The sequence below is a fragment of the Belliella kenyensis genome (assembly GCF_022549675.1).
Lineage (GTDB): Bacteria > Bacteroidota > Bacteroidia > Cytophagales > Cyclobacteriaceae > Belliella > Belliella kenyensis.
This window is the reverse complement of sequence record NZ_JAKZGR010000001.1, coordinates 211767-230154: the sequence shown is the minus strand read 5'-3', so window position 1 is coordinate 230154 and position 18388 is coordinate 211767. Positions and strand designations below refer to the sequence as shown.

The 18388-nt window shown below is 35.7% G+C and carries 15 protein-coding genes; 8 read left to right on the top strand and 7 right to left on the bottom strand.

The genetic code is table 11. The annotated features are described in order from the left end of the window. Positions 1-39 precede the first annotated feature (39 nt). The 5 genes from MM214_RS00875 to arfB form a co-directional block, all read right to left on the bottom strand. Complete coding sequence (locus MM214_RS00875) at positions 40-1356, bottom strand: DUF4876 domain-containing protein (protein ID WP_241290938.1); 1317 nt, start codon at positions 1354-1356, stop codon at positions 40-42. Positions 1357-1372: 16 nt separating this feature from the next. Further along, positions 1373-4117: a TonB-dependent receptor gene (locus MM214_RS00870; RefSeq protein WP_241290936.1), complete on the bottom strand. Its 2745-nt coding sequence runs from the start codon at positions 4115-4117 to the stop codon at positions 1373-1375. Positions 4118-4262: 145 nt separating this feature from the next. Continuing rightward, positions 4263-5552, bottom strand: a complete 1290-nt coding sequence (locus tag MM214_RS00865) for a sensor histidine kinase (protein WP_241290934.1) — start codon at positions 5550-5552, stop codon at positions 4263-4265. 16 nt (positions 5553-5568) lie between these two features. Further along, positions 5569-6246 carry a response regulator transcription factor gene (locus MM214_RS00860; protein WP_241290932.1) on the bottom strand — a complete coding sequence of 226 codons (678 nt, stop codon included), beginning with the start codon at positions 6244-6246 and terminating at the stop codon, positions 5569-5571. Positions 6247-6320: 74 nt separating this feature from the next. Continuing rightward, positions 6321-6746 carry an alternative ribosome rescue aminoacyl-tRNA hydrolase ArfB gene (gene arfB / locus MM214_RS00855; RefSeq protein WP_317208379.1) on the bottom strand — a complete coding sequence of 142 codons (426 nt, stop codon included), beginning with the start codon at positions 6744-6746 and terminating at the stop codon, positions 6321-6323. A gap of 198 nt (positions 6747-6944) precedes the next feature. On the opposite strand from arfB, the gene MM214_RS00850 reads away from it, so the two are divergent. Then, positions 6945-7448, top strand: coding sequence for a GNAT family N-acetyltransferase (locus tag MM214_RS00850; protein ID WP_241290931.1), 504 nt, complete (start codon positions 6945-6947; stop codon positions 7446-7448). A gap of 75 nt (positions 7449-7523) precedes the next feature. On the opposite strand, the gene MM214_RS00845 is transcribed toward MM214_RS00850, so the two are convergent. Next, complete coding sequence (locus MM214_RS00845) at positions 7524-9530, bottom strand: alpha-amylase family glycosyl hydrolase (RefSeq protein WP_241290929.1); 2007 nt, start codon at positions 9528-9530, stop codon at positions 7524-7526. 469 nt (positions 9531-9999) lie between these two features. Continuing rightward, positions 10000-11034: a LacI family DNA-binding transcriptional regulator gene (locus MM214_RS00840; RefSeq protein ID WP_317208377.1), complete on the bottom strand. Its 1035-nt coding sequence runs from the start codon at positions 11032-11034 to the stop codon at positions 10000-10002. A gap of 109 nt (positions 11035-11143) precedes the next feature. Between MM214_RS00840 and pxpA the strand changes: the two genes are divergently transcribed. The 7 genes from pxpA (at position 11144) to MM214_RS00805 (ending at position 18386) form a co-directional block, all read left to right on the top strand. Then, entirely contained in the window at positions 11144-11878 is a 735-nt protein-coding gene (pxpA, locus tag MM214_RS00835; RefSeq protein WP_241290927.1) for a 5-oxoprolinase subunit PxpA, read from the top strand. Further along, complete coding sequence (locus MM214_RS00830; RefSeq protein ID WP_241290925.1) at positions 11875-12585, top strand: 5-oxoprolinase subunit B family protein; 711 nt, start codon at positions 11875-11877, stop codon at positions 12583-12585. Before pxpA ends, MM214_RS00830 begins: the two co-directional genes overlap by 4 nt. Next, positions 12578-13447: a 5-oxoprolinase subunit C family protein gene (locus MM214_RS00825; RefSeq protein ID WP_241290923.1), complete on the top strand. Its 870-nt coding sequence runs from the start codon at positions 12578-12580 to the stop codon at positions 13445-13447. The genes MM214_RS00830 and MM214_RS00825 overlap by 8 nt, the downstream gene beginning before the upstream one ends. 67 nt (positions 13448-13514) lie before the next feature. Next, on the top strand, positions 13515-15026 hold the full coding sequence (locus MM214_RS00820; protein ID WP_241290920.1) for a DUF4301 family protein: 1512 nt from the start codon (positions 13515-13517) through the stop codon (positions 15024-15026). A gap of 660 nt (positions 15027-15686) precedes the next feature. Next, positions 15687-16979: an ATP-binding protein gene (locus tag MM214_RS00815; protein ID WP_241290919.1), complete on the top strand. Its 1293-nt coding sequence runs from the start codon at positions 15687-15689 to the stop codon at positions 16977-16979. A 7-nt stretch (positions 16980-16986) separates the two neighbouring features. Beyond that, the gene (locus tag MM214_RS00810; protein WP_241290917.1) at positions 16987-17559 is read left to right on the top strand and encodes a DUF4255 domain-containing protein; all 573 of its coding nucleotides are present in this window, start codon (positions 16987-16989) and stop codon (positions 17557-17559) included. A gap of 2 nt (positions 17560-17561) precedes the next feature. Further along, complete coding sequence (locus MM214_RS00805; RefSeq protein ID WP_241290915.1) at positions 17562-18386, top strand: hypothetical protein; 825 nt, start codon at positions 17562-17564, stop codon at positions 18384-18386. The last annotated feature ends 2 nt before the right edge of the window (positions 18387-18388 follow it).

Here is an 18388-nt window from a genome sequence, read left to right as displayed (position 1 = left end):
TGAGGGAAGGATCTTCTTCCCTCAATTTTTACATTATTTTTAATCAAGAAATCCTCTTGGATTAGCTTTTTTAGCACCGAAATCATTCTCAGAGTTGTTAGAATCCTTCAATACTTTTCTATCACCAAATGAGTTTGCGGTCAATCTGATACCAGCTTCTGATGACCATGCACCACCAGGCACATAGAAGAAACCAGCATCAATATCGTTAGGGAGCATTTTAGGGACTTGATTGGTTGGGGAAGGCTGGCCTTCTACGCCATCTATCACCAATGATTTTGGTACTTGATGTCTTAGAACTGTATTATTTCCAATCGTTGTTGTATTAGGAGTAGGATACCTAGGGAATGTTCTAATGTCAACATCGCTTTGAATCAGAACTATTGCTTCACGTCCATTATTGTCAAGGATCAAATCAGTACCCATCCAGAGAATGTTTAGCATATTTGGAACATTTGGATTATCAAGGTCTGATGCCAAAGGCTGAGGCACGTCATTGCCCAGATAAACTTCAAAATCTGCACCACTTAGATCTACCGTCAGATCAGGATTGTTTACAGAAATAGTAGTTCCATTATTCCCAGTGAAAGGAGCTTTGTGATTTAGGGCAGTGCTGGCTAAAACTACACTTTTACCAGGTTGAACTGGATATTGCTGTCCAGAACCAGGGAATTGGAAAAGCCATTTTGGATATACATAGTCATTGTTTGGATCTCCAGTCGCTGACATACCCACTGATTTTGACCAATCCCACTGACCATTTGGAAGTGTAAAGTCAGCAGGTGTATTGGAATTTCTACCAGCTATACCCATGATATACAAACCATCCATATACTGCACTTCTGTAGAATTATTGAAAATTTCAATAAATTGATCTCTAAACTGAGCACCATCTACCCTATCAGATCCAGCGAAATACACTTGCTTGATGACTAAGCTTCCTAATCTACCAGAAACTAGCTCTAGTACAAATGAAGATGCATTGGGATTGATTTGAACAGCAGTCATGTTGGCATTGAATACTACTTCATCTCCATCAGGAAGATATCCAGCAAAGCTAAAGAATGCTTCAGAACTCATCGTAATCGTGCCAGTGATATCATATAGACCACTTGGAACTGATTCTAGCAACAACGTTCCATCTGCACCAGTCACTCCTTCGAATACTTGCTGTGAAGTAGTATTTCTAATACTTACAGTAACCGATGAAGCTGGTTTATTATCAAAATCATCGCTATAAGTAGTTTGGATGGTCACATTAGTTGGTTCCACTCGGGGTGTATCATCACGCTCGCCACATGCGATAGCTATTAGAATGAGTCCAAAAAAGGAAAATTTAGAAAAGAATTGCTTCATAATTTATTTGTTTAAGTTAATAAGTGAATTTTAATTCAAGTCCGAAATATGGATCTTGATTGAGTAGTCCAAGGAAAACCCCTGTTGTTCGATCAAGATTTTCTGGTCTAATGTTCAGGAAGTTATTGGCAAAAAATGTAAACCTTACTCCTTTACCTAGATTTTTGCTCATGTTAAAATGTGCGTTGTAGTAGACAAATTTTGGTTCTCTAAAATATTGTCCTCTTTGTTCTGTCCTACTCATTACATCGTAGATTGAATTGTCCCTTTCATTTTCAGGGATTTCGAAGTATTCCAAGTTCTCATCCAAGTAGCCAACTGCCCTATCCGTGGAAGGAAAAGACCTGATATAATTATACAAAAACACCTCTCCTCTCAAAGCCATGATCAAGCCTAGCTTTGAAATATGGTGATTGATTGTAAACATACCTTTAGCATTACCACTCTGACTTTGGGTACCACCATATACAGCAAACCAAAACGGATCTCCCAATTGATAATTGGTTCTCTGTTGATATTGAAGAGCATCAGTAAAAAAATAACTGTCGTAGTAAGTCATCATAAATTGAAATGATGAATTGATTGACTCTATTTTCTCAGTAGAAAACAAAAATTCAAATCCATAACTTTTATCATTTGACCTGTTGAGTATAGATCTTTGAGCTACAGCATATCTTCTTGATTCGGAAGTAGGTTGATAGATTGGCTTTTGATTTTCTCTCAGCTCAGTAATCTCATATACAGGAATGTCAAGAGGAACCCAATTAATATTTACAGAAAACCCATTATTGGAGTTGTTCAAAAAAGCTGTAGCTCCTAGATCAAAAATGCCCTTTTTATACTTTAGGCCAATTTCTCTTTGCCTAGTACTCATAGGCCTCAATTGACTTGCATCATTTGGACGCTGATAGGTATATACCAGAAAGAGAGATTCAGCTTCTCTACCATTGAAATAGTTGATCAATGGAATATCTTGAAATTGTGGACCTGGAAATAGGTGAATTAGACCTGGAGCTTTGAATGACAGTCCAAATCCCCCATAAATAAGCAAGTCTTCGCTAACTTTATAGCTAGCATTGATTCTGGGTGAATAGCTCCAATTACCGACTTGATTGTCCAATCTCAAGCCCGCAGTAAACTTATAAGCCCTAGAAAATAAGTTACCTGAAATTCTATCTTCTACATATAGGCCAAACTGCTCCATAAAAGGATTTGTCTCCCGAAAACTCAAAGGTCTTTCATTTCCAAATTGGGAAATTGAACCTGATGTCCTCAGAGGTCTAGTAGGATCAAAAATCCTTCCAGCACCAAAATTACCATCAAATCTATAGGACGCTCCGTATGAGATGTTATGACTCGTTTTGTTATTCCCCAATACCTTTTCAAAATCGATTCGACTAGATAGATTTAATGGCCTACCCTCGATAGCTCTCGTAGTCAAATAGGAAGAGGGGTGATAAGTACCTTCATTGATACCTAATCCCAAAAATCCCGTCACTGGAAGTACTCCTGGATTTACAAATTGCTCTGTAAAGGCATAGTCATAGCTACCATTATAAGAAAAATTAACTTTGAAATTATCGAAAACTAATGATTTCAAATTGAAAAAGGTTCTATTTGAGATTGTCTGTCCTCTTCTTTCATAGTATACAATTCTTTCAGAAGCAAAATCTGGATCTATTCGGAAATCATCCAAAGTAGTATTGTATCTTAAATCAAGGGTATTTTTGATCAGCTTATTCTTACCGATAAAAGCACTCCACATCAATCCACCACCTATTCTTTTGAATGATTTGACTTCATCTCGAAGGTTTGGTCTGCTATATAGATAGTCGATATTTGCATGTATAGAATGGTTATCGGATAGCTGAAATCCTTTTGATACTTGAAAGTTCTGGTCAGCACGCGCTTGTCTAATCGATACGTTAATTGGAGATTTTCCAGCAGATGTTTCTATGATCACAGCTCCATTGGATAAGTCTCCATACTTTGCGGAGGCTACCCCTTGGATCACTTCGATTGACTCAATATTACCAACTGCAATTTGCCTCAAGTCAAAACCTCCCGCAGGATTTTCTCCACCTTCAAAACTACTGTTTCGAAAACCTGTTCCACCACCTAAACTACTGAAGTTTCCAGTTTGAGTAGGATTTCTTCCCTGCATATTGGCATTGTTGTTCAATTGATTGTCATTCATCACTATGGATATCCCAAATGAATTATTCAAAGATGATTGACCCGAGTTGGCCGAGCGGAAATTTATCGTTTGTCCACTTTGAAGATCTGGATTTTGGATACCTTGTCCTGGAATCAACTGTAGGAGTTCTGCCAAACTATTGGCTTGAGACTGATCTATGACTTCTTTGCCCAATTTGAATGCTGACACAGATACATTGTCATCGTCTCGTTTCGCAGTAACGACCACTTCTGACATGTAATTGTCATTGTCTTGTAATACGACATCTTTTTGGACAACCATTTGACTGGGGTTCAATTCCAGCTCATACCGCTCAGTTTTCTTCCCAACCAAACGAACTGTCAAGGTTATGGTACGAGCAACATTAGAATTAATCTTTATCTCATATCTTCCATTATCATCAGTCAAAGCATAGACATTTTGACCAGCCATCACTGTGACATATGGAAGCGTCTCTTTAGAGCCAGCATCAGTAACTTTTCCTTTTATGATATATTGTTGAGAAAAGGCACTAGAAATGTTGAGTAAAGTGAGTATTAAAGCTATTTGTAGAAGTTTAATCATAGGGTGCCGTTTCATTCAACTTATAAGACGCCCTAAATATCAAAATCAATTTAGAATAAAATTAGAAGTTGAAAAAAATCATTAAATCTTGATCTTAATATTGTACGATTCAAGTGAAGTAAATTTAAATTTTGAAATTAATAGTTTATTCAAAATCCCATAGCTTGAAAGAATGAAGCCCATTGATGTATTTATACTTGATTTTGAAATCATGAAGAATCACAATTTCTTTGCATATGGCCAACCCCAATCCACTGCCAGAAAAACTTTTATTGTCTTTATTGAATCTTTTGAAAATCTTTTCACCATCTAAAGCAGTCAACTTTCCGGAATTTTGAATCAATAAATTTTTCCTATTCAATATCAAATTCATCCTTCCATGGTTCAGGTTATGAGATATTGCATTTGTCAATAGACTATTGATAAGGGTTTCGATCAATGCTCTATTTCCCTTGATGTATATCTCTTCGTCGATTTCTGTATATACCCGTATAGATTTGGTATCAAAACTTGACTGATACAAGTCTATAGTTTCCAAAAGTATCGCTGATAAATTTAATTTTTCATTGACTATAAATTGTTTGTTTTCAATCTTGGCAAGCATCAATAAGTTCTTATTCAATCTTTTCATTCTACTGACTGCCAGATTGATTTGACTGAGATATTCATGCTGACTTTCGGTCAACTCAGTTTGCAGTAGTAATTCAGCTTTACTTTGTATGATGGCTAAAGGCGTTTGCAATTCATGGGCTGCATTTTCTGTAAACTCTTTCTGTTGGTTGTATGCCGAATAGCTTCTATTGGTGAAATACAGTAGGTTGTCAGAAAGTTTTATAAATTCATCAATGTCTGAATCTATAGGACTCAATTTTTCTCCATTTTGTATCTTTAAACTTGAGAGTTCATTCAAAATTTTGTAGAATGGCTTCCATACTTTTCTGGCTACAAACCTATTGATCATGTAATAACCGATCAGAATGAGAAGAAAAAATATACTTGCCACGATGGTGGTATATGGAATCACATCAAAATATTCTTCCATGTCTACTTCTGCCTTGAGTAGATATCTATTTCCAAAAATATCGAGTTCAGATTCTAGATATCGATAAGGCTTTATGGAGTTGCTATATTGATCAAAACGCTCAGCAGTATAAAATCGATCTCCTTCTGATTGGTACGACATGGTATCCAAATCATAAATTTGATAGCCTATATCGAGCTCATTAAGTAGTCTTATTCTTAAAATAGCTGTTTTTGGAATTTTGTACAAATGGTTCAACTGATCCTCTATTCGGACTTTTTTTGAAGCCAAGGTCTGATCCGCATCTACTATATAAATGTACAGCACTACAAAATAAAATAGAGGTATACTGATTATTAGTAAAACAAAGGTAAGTAGTGTAAATGGTTTTAATGATTTATTTAAAAGCTTCATGAAAATTACGATTCAGTCAATCTAAACAAAATTTATAACCAGTCCCATAGACGGTTTTGATATAATCAGGACAACCGACTGTCTGCAATTTTTTCTTCAAATTTTTGATATGTGCATATACTAACTTATCCCCATCTACAAAGTCAACTTGCTCACCAAGCAGGTGATCAGCAATAGCGGTCTTAGAAAGAACCCTTTCTTTGGAAGAAAGGAACAAGCGTAGCAAGCGAAATTCCCTAGGTGTCAGCTCAACTTCTATATCATTATAATGAACTGAATTTTTGATCAGATTCAAGTGTAATCCACCAGATTCTACCACATTATTTCCATCAAAAGATTTTCTTCTGGTGACCGCCGTGATCCTCATGGCCAGTTCTGCCATATAAAATGGTTTAGTCAAAAAATCATCTGCTCCGATTTCCAACCCTTTCAATTTATCTTCAAGTGAATTTTTGGCTGAGATAATGATCACACTATCCGTTTTTTTCAACCTTTTGATTTCTTCTAAAATTTCAAATCCTGTCCCATCTGGTAGGCCAATATCTAAAAGTATACAATCATAGTTGTAAAGATTGATTTTATCTGAAGCATCCCTGACATTTGAGACTGCCTCCATGACCATTGGAGAGTCTTTAAAGTAGCTTTGAATCCCTCTAGCTATTTCTATCTCATCTTCAACTATTAATACTTTCATAACTTGACAAATATAAAAGCAAATTTTGTATAATTTCAATTTCTCAATACAATGTCCTCATTACCTTGAAGCTCTCACCAATTCACCTTTCCCCTATTTTGCTTTTTTTCTCCTTTGAATTTTTTAGCTTTGATCCGAGCTTCGATGGCTGACTTTTTTGGTTTTGTAGCTTTTCTTATTTTCTTTTTCTCGAATGCTTTTGATAAAGCATCATAAAACTTCTTGATTGCTTGTTCTTTGTTCTGTATCTGAGATCTCTTCTCTTGACTTAGGAACATAATTTTCCCTTCACTATCGATTTTATTGCCCCATTTTTCCAACAAAGTTTGCATTTCTTCTTCTGTAAGAAATTGTGACTTTTCGATATGAAAAAATAGTTGAACTTTAGAATTTACTTTGTTTACATTTTGACCTCCTGGTCCACTGCTTCTTGAAGCTTGAAACTCAAGTTCTGCATTGAAAACCTGAAATTTAATTTTTTGACTTATAGACATCATCATTTTCCTCTTCTTTAGATAAAGGTAACTTTTCTTTATATTTATTAGAAACACACGTCAAGATTCGAATACCTTATTGAGATTTGTGACTATCGTTTTTTCATTAGAAATCATGATTTGCTCAACAAAAAAAAGACTTCTGAATCAAAATCTGTGTTTGTCAACACACTTATTCAAACAAAGATCTTTAATTTTATTCCCATGATAGAGATTAATACTGCTCAAGAACATGAGTTAATATCAATTCAGGAAATGGCTGACATCATATGGCCTAGAACATTTGATGCCATTCTTTCAAAGGACCAGATTAGCTATATGATGACCATGATGTATGATTTAGAAAAGTTAAAGTATCAATTTCACAGTGAAGCTCATGTTTTTTTGATCGCCAAAGAAGGTTCAGACAATTTGGGATTTTGTGTATATCAATCAGACGGTCAACATCACGGCAAGACCAAAATTCACAAAATATACTTGATGCCAGAAGCGCAAGGAAAAGGCCTGGGTAGAATGCTAATCAATGAAGTCATTACCCATGCAAGAATAAATCATTCAGTATTGATATACCTCAATGTAAATGTCAATAATACAAAGGCAATCGCAGCCTATAAGGCTATTGGATTTAAAGAGACCAAACGTGAAGTTATTGATATTGGGAATGGATATGTGATGGATGATATCGTCATGGAAATGCCTATAATATAAAATACATTGAGAACTTGACAGCTTTTGCAAAGCAAATTCTCAATGATCCTATTTTCACAAAAGCTTCCATGATACTTAAACTTTCCTCAGCACCATTCCCACCCTACTAGGTAAATATAACTTTAAAGTAGCATTACTTTCTGTCTTATATTTCAGCGACTTATCTAATCTAGAAAATCCTCCAAATTCCTCTTCATCCGTATGAAGGATGATTTGATAGTTCCCCTTTTTGCTCACTGGTATTTCAAATCCAAATAGAGATTCAAATGGATGGAAATTAAAAATAAATATCAACCCTGCTCTTTCAAATGCTAAAATTTTCTTTTGAGGTTCCAAAAACAACTGTTGGGCGTGACTCGCAGCACAAACTTTGAAGTCATCGACCTTTTGGATCATTTGCTGATCAAAATCAGCCAAAAATTTATACTTCAGGGATTCACTGTCTCTAAGAGACCATTGTCTTCTAGCGTATTGATAGCTCCAGTTATTTCCAGCTCTAGGAAAGTCTACCCATTCTGGATGCCCAAATTCATTCCCAATAAAATTGAGGTATCCTTCACCTCCAAGGCTAATGGTAATTAACCTGATCATTTTATGTAGAGCCAGTCCTCTATCGATTACAAGATTTTCATCTTCTAATCCCATATTGAAATACATCTCCTTATCCATTAGCCAAAAAGCAATGGACTTGTCTCCTACTAGTGCTTGATCATGAGATTCTGCATAAGCTATTGTCTTTTCTTTTTGAGGTCTATTGGAAAGCTCATGCCATAGCTCAAACATGTCCCACTCTTCATCTAGCTTATGCTTTAAGGTCTTGATCCAAAAATCAGGTATACCCATAGCTAGTCTAAAATCAAATCCAATCCCTCCGTCTTCAATGGGCCTACTCAATCCGGGCATGCCACTCACTTCCTCTGCTATAATGATATTATCTGGGTTCAAATCATGAATAAGTGCATTAGCCAATTGTAAATACGTAATGGCATCTTGGTCTACTCCTTCATCAAAATATTTGATTGGATCATCAAAACTGATATTTCCATGATGATTATAAATGATAGATGTAACACCATCGAACCTAAACCCATCGAAGTGAAATTCTTCTAGCCAGTATCTAATATTGCTCAATAGAAACTGTAATACTTCCCATTTGCCATAATTGAAAAGCTTGGAGTCCCATCCTTCATGATAGCCTCTAGGTCCTGCATGAAAATATTGATGATCACTACCATCAAATTCATTGAGTCCTTCATTGATGTTTTTCACGGCATGAGAATGCACTATATCCATGATCACTGCTATACCCATCTCATGGGCGGTGTTTACTAGACTTTTCAACTCTTCTGGTGTACCGAATCGTGAGCTCGGAGCAAAGAAGTTTGATACATGATATCCAAATGAGCCATAATATGGGTGTTCCATCACAGCCATAAGTTGTATCGCATTATAGCCTGCTTGCTTTATCCTAGGAAGGATTTCTTTTTCGAACTCTAGATAAGTCCCAACTTTATGAGCCTCAGATGCCATACCCACATGACACTCATAAATTAAAGGTTGCTTTTTGACATTGAATAACTCAAAACTTCCGTCCGACCATTTGAACTTAGGACCAAACCACACTTGTCCCGCATAATCATGCGTTTGTTCATCTTGTATTACCCTTCTGATATAGGCGGGGATTCTATCAAAAGCGCCTTTTTGATTTTCGATATGAACTTTCACCTTGCTACCATGAGAAAGCCTCCCTTTGTACTCCTCATAAGGAAGGAAAATCTCCCAATCTCCCCTATGATTTCTTTTCATCGGATGGCTATATCGATTCCAACCATTAAAATCGCCCATAAAAAACAAATTATGGGCTTCTGGTGCCCACTCCCGGTACACCCATCCATTTCTCAATTTCTCAAAGTGGATACCATAGTATTCATGAATTCTTGCAAATTCCAATATGGAACCTGAATGATTCTCGATAGCACTTTTTACTTCTAAATATCTCTGATATCTCTCACTGATAGCTGATGCACAAGACTCTAGCCATGCTTCATCTAATACTAAAGGTAAAGTTTTTGGTTCTTTCACAAAAAATTAGGTTAGTGTTTATCTAAGGTAAAAATACTTGACAGTTTTTCAATGTAAAAATGAAAATTTTAATTAACTATAATTTTAATTTTATCCATCAGTGTGTTAATTCTTTTTACATACAATATCATCAATCAAAATGAATAAAATAGACCGCAGTAGAAGCCAAAATGTAACCAATCAAAAAGCATAAAAAAATAGGGCCAGCAAGAGCGAATTTCTCATGGTCTGGTGCTTTCTTGTGATGCATTCTGTGACTAATTTTCTTCAAATATCGCTCAGGATAAATCGAGAGTATCAAAAGGCCATACAGAATAGTAAATGAAAGAAGTGAGAATAATAACTGCATACTTACTAGAATCTGAACAAAAATATAAAATTAAGATGTGAATTCTTTATTATGATTGCGTTCATTTGTGTTTTTTGTAAATCAATCTGACTGTAAAATCAGGATCATCAATGACTTTGATCACCCTTTTTGCCTCATGCTCGACTCTCTAATGATCAATTCCGTCTTCAAAATGGTAGTATCTTCGCTATTCAAGTTCTGATCTTTGATCAATTGCAACAAAAGCTTGGTTGCTTCTCTACCCATTTCGTAGCCGTGTTGATTGACGGTGCTGAGTGTCGGTGTAGTTGTCTCCGAAATCATCCAATTGCTGAAGCCCATCAAACCTACTTGATCGGGGATAGCATAACCCTTTTCTTTCAGATACTTCAATGAGCCAAAAGCAACCAAATCTGTGATGCAAAAAATTGCATCCGGAGGAGTGCGACCTTCCATCAACTCAGCCGTAAAACTATAGCCTTCTTCTTCACTTATGGCACTACAGCACATTACTAAATCATCACTTGTTGGTAGATTTGCATCTCTCAAAGCTTGAAGATATCCCTCATACCTATCACAAGCGTTTTTTACATCTTTTCTTCCGCGTATATGGGCTATCCTCTTGTATCCTTGACTGATCAAGTGTGTAGTGGCTTGGTAGGCTCCTTCAAAATCATCAACGATCACTTTGGGACATGACAAATGATCGGTAATTTTATCAAATTGAACTATGGGCTTGCCTTCTGATAAATATGCATTCAAATGCTCTGCCGTGGTAGTTTCATTAGAAATAGATATCAAAAGTCCATCTACACTTCCATTGAGCATGATTTGACTTGCTTTAGTTTCTACCTCAAGCAGGTCATTCGATTGGGTCACTAATATATTATAGCCTTGACTGTTGGCTTCGCTTATTGCGCCACTGATTACAGTTGAGAAAAAGTGATGGACTATTTCTGGTACTATCAACCCGAGGTTATAAGTTCGGCTTTTTCTAAAATTCACTGCAAGCAAATTGGGAACATAATGATTGTCCTCTGCATACTTTTTTACTAATTCAATGGTTTCTTTAGCGATATCTGGATGAGCTTTAAGTGCCCGTGAAACAGTAGAAACAGATAGCCCAAGAGCTTTGGCAATATCCTTCAAAGTTAATTTCCTTTTTTCGGTCATCATAGGTTTTATCAAAATGTAAAAAGCTAATTATATACAAAACTTTTGAAGCTTCCAATTTATACATGGCTTTTCAGTTTTGTAGTGATAAAAATTGGTTATTTTTGATTTGATGAATGAATACAAACTTCCATTTGATTTAAATGCTGATATTGGAGAAGGCGTGGGCAATGATGAAGCATTGATCCCATATCTAAGTAGTTGTAATATAGCATGTGGTGGGCATACTGGCGATCTTAATAGCATGAGAGAATCAATACAGATTTGTAAAAAATATGGTATAAAAGTAGGTGCTCATCCCTCCTATCCAGATTCAAAAAATTTTGGTAGAAAACATGTTGTATTAACTCAAGATCAATTTCAAAAAGTCATTGCCCAACAAATAACTACCTTTCAAAGCGTATGCGAAAATGAAGGAGTCGAAATGAACCACATCAAACCACATGGAGCGCTTTATAATACACTAAGCATCGACCCACAAGAATCTCAATGGTTTGTAGAGATGATGAAAACTAATTTTTCAAATCTAAACTTATACGTTCCCCCTCAATCCGTCATAGAAAATGTAGCCATTGAATCGGGGATAAAGATCCTAAGAGAGGCTTTTGCTGACCGGAGCTACACCGATGATGGAAAACTAGTTGAAAGAATTCACCCTCTTGCATTACTTACAGATCATGCCAAAGTGAAAAATCAAATGATGGAAATGGTTCTAAACAAAAGTGTCAAAACAATTTCTGGCAAAACCATAAAAATGAATTTTGATACGATATGCATACATGGTGATAATCCCAGCGTACTTGAAATTGTGAAAGTTATCTATAATACATTCAAAGCTAAAGTATGAACATTTCTTGGAGATTGATCCAACCTAATCTCGCTGAGATCAAATGGCCTAATGCAATTTCCGTGGACATTCTTGAAGAGCAAATTACGCTAAAAAATGCCTTGCTAGAGCAAAATCGTATGATTATATACGAAATTAGAATGGGATACCATACTTTATCGATTTTGTTTGCAAAAGAGATGAAAGGATCAGAGCTCAATTCAATAATAGATAGCTTACAAATCACAAATTTAAGCTTATGTCCATACAACCCAAAAAAATGGCTAGTTCCCGTATGCTATCATACATCGTTGGCACAAGATCTTGGGAAGTTTTGCGTCAGCAAGGGTCTTGATTTAGAAGATTTGATTCACATGCATACTTCTCAAGAGTATAAGTTGCATTTCTATGGCTTCTTGCCGGGGTTCATGTATTTAGGAGGGCTTGATAAACGTCTTCATTTTCCACGAAAGTCCAACCCTGACATTTACGTCCCCGCAGGTTCTGTAGGCATCGGTGGGGAGCAAACTGGCATTTACCCTATGCCAAGTCCAGGTGGCTGGCATATCATAGGACGTTCGCCTTTGAAGTTTTTTGATTTGAGGTTCAATCCACCAGTAATACCTGACCAAGGGGACTACATCATTTTTGAGTCAGTATCCGTTTCGGATTATGAACTCATTGCAAAAGAAGTGTCGGAAGGTCAATATATTTGGAAAAATGCTTAAATCAAATTCCAAAATAAGATTCATTAAACCAGGATTATTGACCTCAGTTCAAGATCATGGCAGATTTGGTTATGCAGACTTTGGAGTACCTTATTCTGGAGCCATGGATCAGTTTTCATACAGTCTTGCTAATTTACTTTTAGACAATGGAGAGGAAGCCGCAGTACTAGAGATGGCCTTGCTAGGACCTGAAATGGTTTTTGAAATGGCTGCGACTGTCGTGTTTACAGGTGCGCTTGCTGAAATATTTCTCAATGAAATTCCACAGCCCATCGGCAAGCTTCTATACCTTCAGCCAAACGATCGAGTTCGTATAGGACATTTTATAAAAGGACAATGGCTCTACATGGGAGTAAAAGGTGGTATTCTAAGTCCCATTATTTTGGAAAGTAGAAGCTGGTTTGAAGGAATTAGTGATCAAAAAGTAGCTAGTAAAGACACCATTATACACTACACAACAGATCCAGATGCAGCCATTCCCCAAAATTCTCACCCAAAACTGACCCATGCATGGTTCGAAACCAATAAGATAGATGTGTACCCTGGTCCTGATTGGGATATTTTACCCGAAGCCATAAAGCAGCAGCTGCATGAACACAAATTCACCATTGGCAAACTCACAAGTCGTATGGGGATCCAACTTAAGAGTAATCTTATCCATCAAATCCCAGATATATTAACTGCTCCTGTATACCCAGGTACCATACAACTGACACCTTCGGGCAATCTGATAGTACTCATGCGAGACGCTCAAGTTACTGGAGGATATCCAAGGATTTTGCAAGTTACGGATCACAGCCTCAATATAATTGCCCAGAAAACTACTTCTGAACTAGTAAGTTTTCGAATCTTAAATTATTGATAGAGGATTCCTTTTATTTTACCAAAATCAATATTTATATTGAAAACAAAATTTTAATTGAAGTATCATGAACCAAGAGATTGAAAAGCAAATTTTAGCTCAGGGAATGTCTTTAGATCAAGCAAAGGCACAAATCACCCATTTTGAAGAGGGTTTTCCTTTTTTACCAATAGTTGCACCTGCCACCACAGACAATGGCATAAAGCAACTCTCAGAGTCCAAATTGAATGAAATTCAAAAGAGCTATTCTAAAAAAATTAAAAATCTGAAAGTTTTAAAATTTGTCCCTGCTAGTGGTGCAGCCTCCCGAATGTTCAAAGACCTCTTCTCATTTTTAGAGGGAGATGGAGATTTGACAAAAAGTCCTTTCACGGAGAAATTCATCATCAATATTAGAAAATTTGCATTTTATGACGATTTAGACATTGCTTTGAAAGCTAAAGGATCAAGTATCAAGGAAGCTATTCAAAATAAGCAATACAAAGAGATTGTAGCAACATTATTAGAAGATAAGGGTCTAAGCTACGGCTCTTTACCGAAAGGCTTATTGAAATTTCATAAATATGAAGATGAAAATAGAACTCCAATTTTTGAGCATTTCATAGAAGGTTTACAATATGCCAAGGGCCACGGAAATACGGTCAGAATTCATTTTACGGTCTCTCCAGAGCATGAAGAAAAGTTTCAAGCTGAAGTAAACCAAATCAAACAAAAATTAGAAGATAAGGAGCAAACTAAGTTTGAAATTAGTTACTCCCAGCAAAAGAAAAGTACAGATACCATTGCGGTCAATAAGGACAACAGTCCTTTTGTTGAAGAGCATGGAGAAGTACTCTTTCGCCCCGCTGGACATGGCGCATTGCTAGAAAACCTCAATGAAGTAGATGCAGATTTGATATTTATCAAAAATATTGACAATGTAGTCCCTGATAGAATCAAAGACACTACTCAACGATTTAAAATTGGTTTAGGAGGAATGCTTTTAAATGTTCAAGATCAGGTTTTTAAAGCATTAGAATCCTTAGAAAATGATTTTGAAGAAGATACCATCAATACAGCCATTTCTCTCCTCCAAAAAGAGTTTGGGATCAACCTATCCGAGGATTTCGACAAAATGTCGAACATGGAAAAAGGTAAGCATCTTTTCCAAAAACTTAATAAACCTATCAGGGTATGTGGTATGGTGAAAAATACAGGCGAGCCAGGAGGGGGACCATTTTGGGTGAAAGAGGAAGATGGAAGTCAATCTCTGCAGATTGCAGAAACAGCACAGATCAATATGCAAGACCCGAAGCTCAGAATTCTTGTACAGCAATCTACACATTTCAATCCAGTTGACTTGGTATGTGGCACAAAAGATTACAAGGGTAAAAAGTTCGACTTATTAATGTTCAGAGATATGAAGACTGGATTTATAACCGAAAAATCAAAAAGTGGTAGAGAACTTAAAGCGTTGGAACTACCAGGTCTTTGGAATGGTGCAATGGCAGGATGGAATACAATTTTTGTAGAAGTTCCTCTAATTACCTTCAATCCTGTAAAAACTGTAAATGATCTGCTGAGAGATGAGCACCAGTAATACGAAAATCATCATCAGGCATTAAACACTCCCATTCAAAAAATCAACATCCTGTCAAGCCAATCCAACTTGCATCTTTCTCCAAAATGATTGTGGTTCGATAAATTGCTTGACAGGATTTTTCAAAATAGCTTGCTGCCCTACCTCCCATGCTTGTTTAGTTTTCTTGAACCAAATAATTTTAATCAAGTTTTTAAGGTGGCAACAAACATTCCTGTTACTAAACATTACATTTTCAAAACATTCAACTTGCATTATTAAAAAAATGTAGGATAAATTTTTATTTGATTGAATAATTACTAAATTTAGGTAATTGATGATTTATAAGTTCAAATCCATCATTTTGGCTGGATTTGAATTCATTATTTTTGAGAATAGTATTTAAGTTTTGACTTTTTAGGCTCTTAGAAAATTGAAGATTTTACAATAAATACAAAGTGATTTATTGAAACATATTTTGAAAGTAATTGGTATTGTTAGGTTTACTTTAAACAGCTTGAACTTTTAACAATCTCGCAATAGACTTCAGGTCCTTTAGTATAATGCTCAAAGGTTTTCTTATTGAAATTTGTTATTCCCCTTTATAGCCATTTCCATAAGAGTTTTGTATCCCACGTTTTGTTCAGTTTTGTTTCTATTACTATTTTAAAACCATCTTTTATGGATGTTGGGTTAATTAATCAATTTTTAACTGATGTATTTAGCTTCAGAGGTAAGAATCCCAAGCTAAAGATAGACTTAAGTGTCCAATCATTTGGAGGTGAATATTTTGACAATTTCATTGCAGAATACAAGCTTACGATTGAAGAAATAATTCTCCTTCTCTTAACATTGACCCCCTACCTAAACCCTATTTTTTTATTATCAATTTTCAAAGAATCCATGCAGGGACAAATAGATAATCCATTACTGGGAGGAGTAAAAGGGAAAAATCATCGAGGAATATTGCCAAATGGCGATTTGCTCCTCTTTCTCCTGGCAGGTGAAAGCTTAATCTTAAGATTAAAATACCTCAAGCTTCTAGATGAAGATCATCTTTTCTTCAAAAAAAATATCATCACCAATACAGTAGCTGACTCAGATCCTTTTACAAGTGGAGTTTTGTCAATGAATCGAAACTATGTAGAGCTTTTTCTTTTCAATAAAACTTACAAGCCCTCAGTCAGTAGCAAGTTTCCTGCTCAACGCTTACAAACTAAATTAGAATGGGAAGATCTCATCCTAAGCCCAAATACTAATGAGCAAATCAGTGAAATTAAAATTTGGCTAGAACACAACGATGAGCTACTGGCTGATAAAATTCTAGGTAAAAAAGTGAGTAGAGGTTTTATCGCTATGTTTTATGGTCCCTCAGGCACAGGAAAAACCCTAACTGCAACTCTGTTAGGCAAGTTTACCAATAAGGATGTTTATAGAATTGATCTATCGCAAGTAGTTTCAAAATACATTGGTGAAACAGAAAAGAATCTCTCTTTCCTGTTTGATGAAGCAAAAGATAGAGATTGGATACTTTTTTTTGATGAAGCAGACGCCATTTTTGGTAAACGAACCAATGTAAAAGATGCTCATGATAAATATGCCAATCAGGAGGTATCTTACTTATTACAAAAGATTGAAAATCATGAAGGTCTCGTAATATTAGCCTCAAACTTCAAAGGCAATATAGATAGTGCATTTACCCGAAGATTTAATACAATTATTGAGTTTGAAATGCCGAAAGTAGCAGAAAGAATTAGAATATGGGAAAATTCTATACCTGAGAAGTTGCCATTTGAAAACATGGATTTTGTAGAAAACCTTGCCAGAAAATACGATTTGAATGGGGCAAACATCATCAATGTACTTCATTATGCAGGTCTACAAACGCTATCTAGACGCGAAAAGAAAATTAAAGATGAGACACTTATCAAAGGGATAAAAAGGGAATACAAAAAAGAAGGTAAAATTATTTAGAAAGGATATGCTATACGAAACTTTACATATAATTTCATCAGATCTAGATAATGCATTTCGAGAGCATACTGAACAATCTAGTATTGTGAAATTAGACCATGTAGGACAGCACATTGACGATGCTAATGCGGACAAGGTTGTCATATCCCTACTTCACATGGTGGAAGATTTTACTTTGAAGAATGTCCCAAATGTAGTAACCGTCGGTGCCAAAAGTCAAAAGCTCAACAGTAAGGTACCCTTGAATCTTTTTATCCTTTGCTGTAGCAATTTCAATGATTATGATAATGCATTGAAAAACATGTCTTTTATCATAGCATTTTTTCAAAGCAAAAGAATCTTTACAGATAAAAACACCTACTTCAATAGAGACAGCGAAGAATTAAAAAACCTTAAAGATTTTAAGATAACTGTTGATTTATATACCCCTTCTTTTGATGAATTGAATCAAATCTGGGGCACAATTGGAGGAAAACAAACACTCTCTGTCATCTATAAAATAAGTGTAGTCCTGATTGAATTAAAAAATCCACTTCTACAAGCTCCGATAATCACTCAGATAACTTTAAAAACAACCTGATTATGGCCCGTCAATTTACATATAGTCCAATTTTTACCATACAGGTTTTTCATAATTACTTTTTGAACAAAGGTCAAACGTCATTTGAAGATTTAAATGAAAATGAAAAGGCTGAAATGCTCGCTAAATATGATTTTAGTAGTTTTTTGAATGTAATTCCTACTCCAAAAACCAAGCAATTGATAAAAAACCATCGGTTAGTCCTTCGGAAAAATAACTTCGAATTACACTTGATAGGACAACTCAATCATGACAATATTCCTTTGATAGAAATTAGTGCTGATACAACGCTTGAATTTTATTTGGTGCTTCGTGACATTGAATTTCTCAATTATACATCATTAGATTGGAAGCGTGATCATTTTCTCATGATCACAAACCATCCCTTATGGGATTACTTACCCCACATGGAATTTATCAAGAGTAGCATCATCAATGAGAATCATGCTATACCTCGTGATATACTAGTTCATAATCTAGTGGATCAATCCCCTCTTCCTAGCCAATGTATAGGTGTGATTTCTCTGAAAGCCAAAACACCTTTGGCTGACATGAGCATAATTGAAGATGAATTCAAAGTAAAAGAGAATCTAACCTATAAAATCCAATTTCAAAACAGAGCCACTATCTGGAAGTACATATTGAAGTCAGGAGAATCTTTGACCACTAGTCAGTCACTGCCCCTTACCAAAACAGGTTATATCCCATTGACTACAACAGAACTCAATGGAATGGAGGATTACGATTGCTACTTTCCAAATCCAAGTAATACAAAAATCGCAATCGAAGGCAATCAAGCATACTCAGAAATATTCATAAACAACTAAAA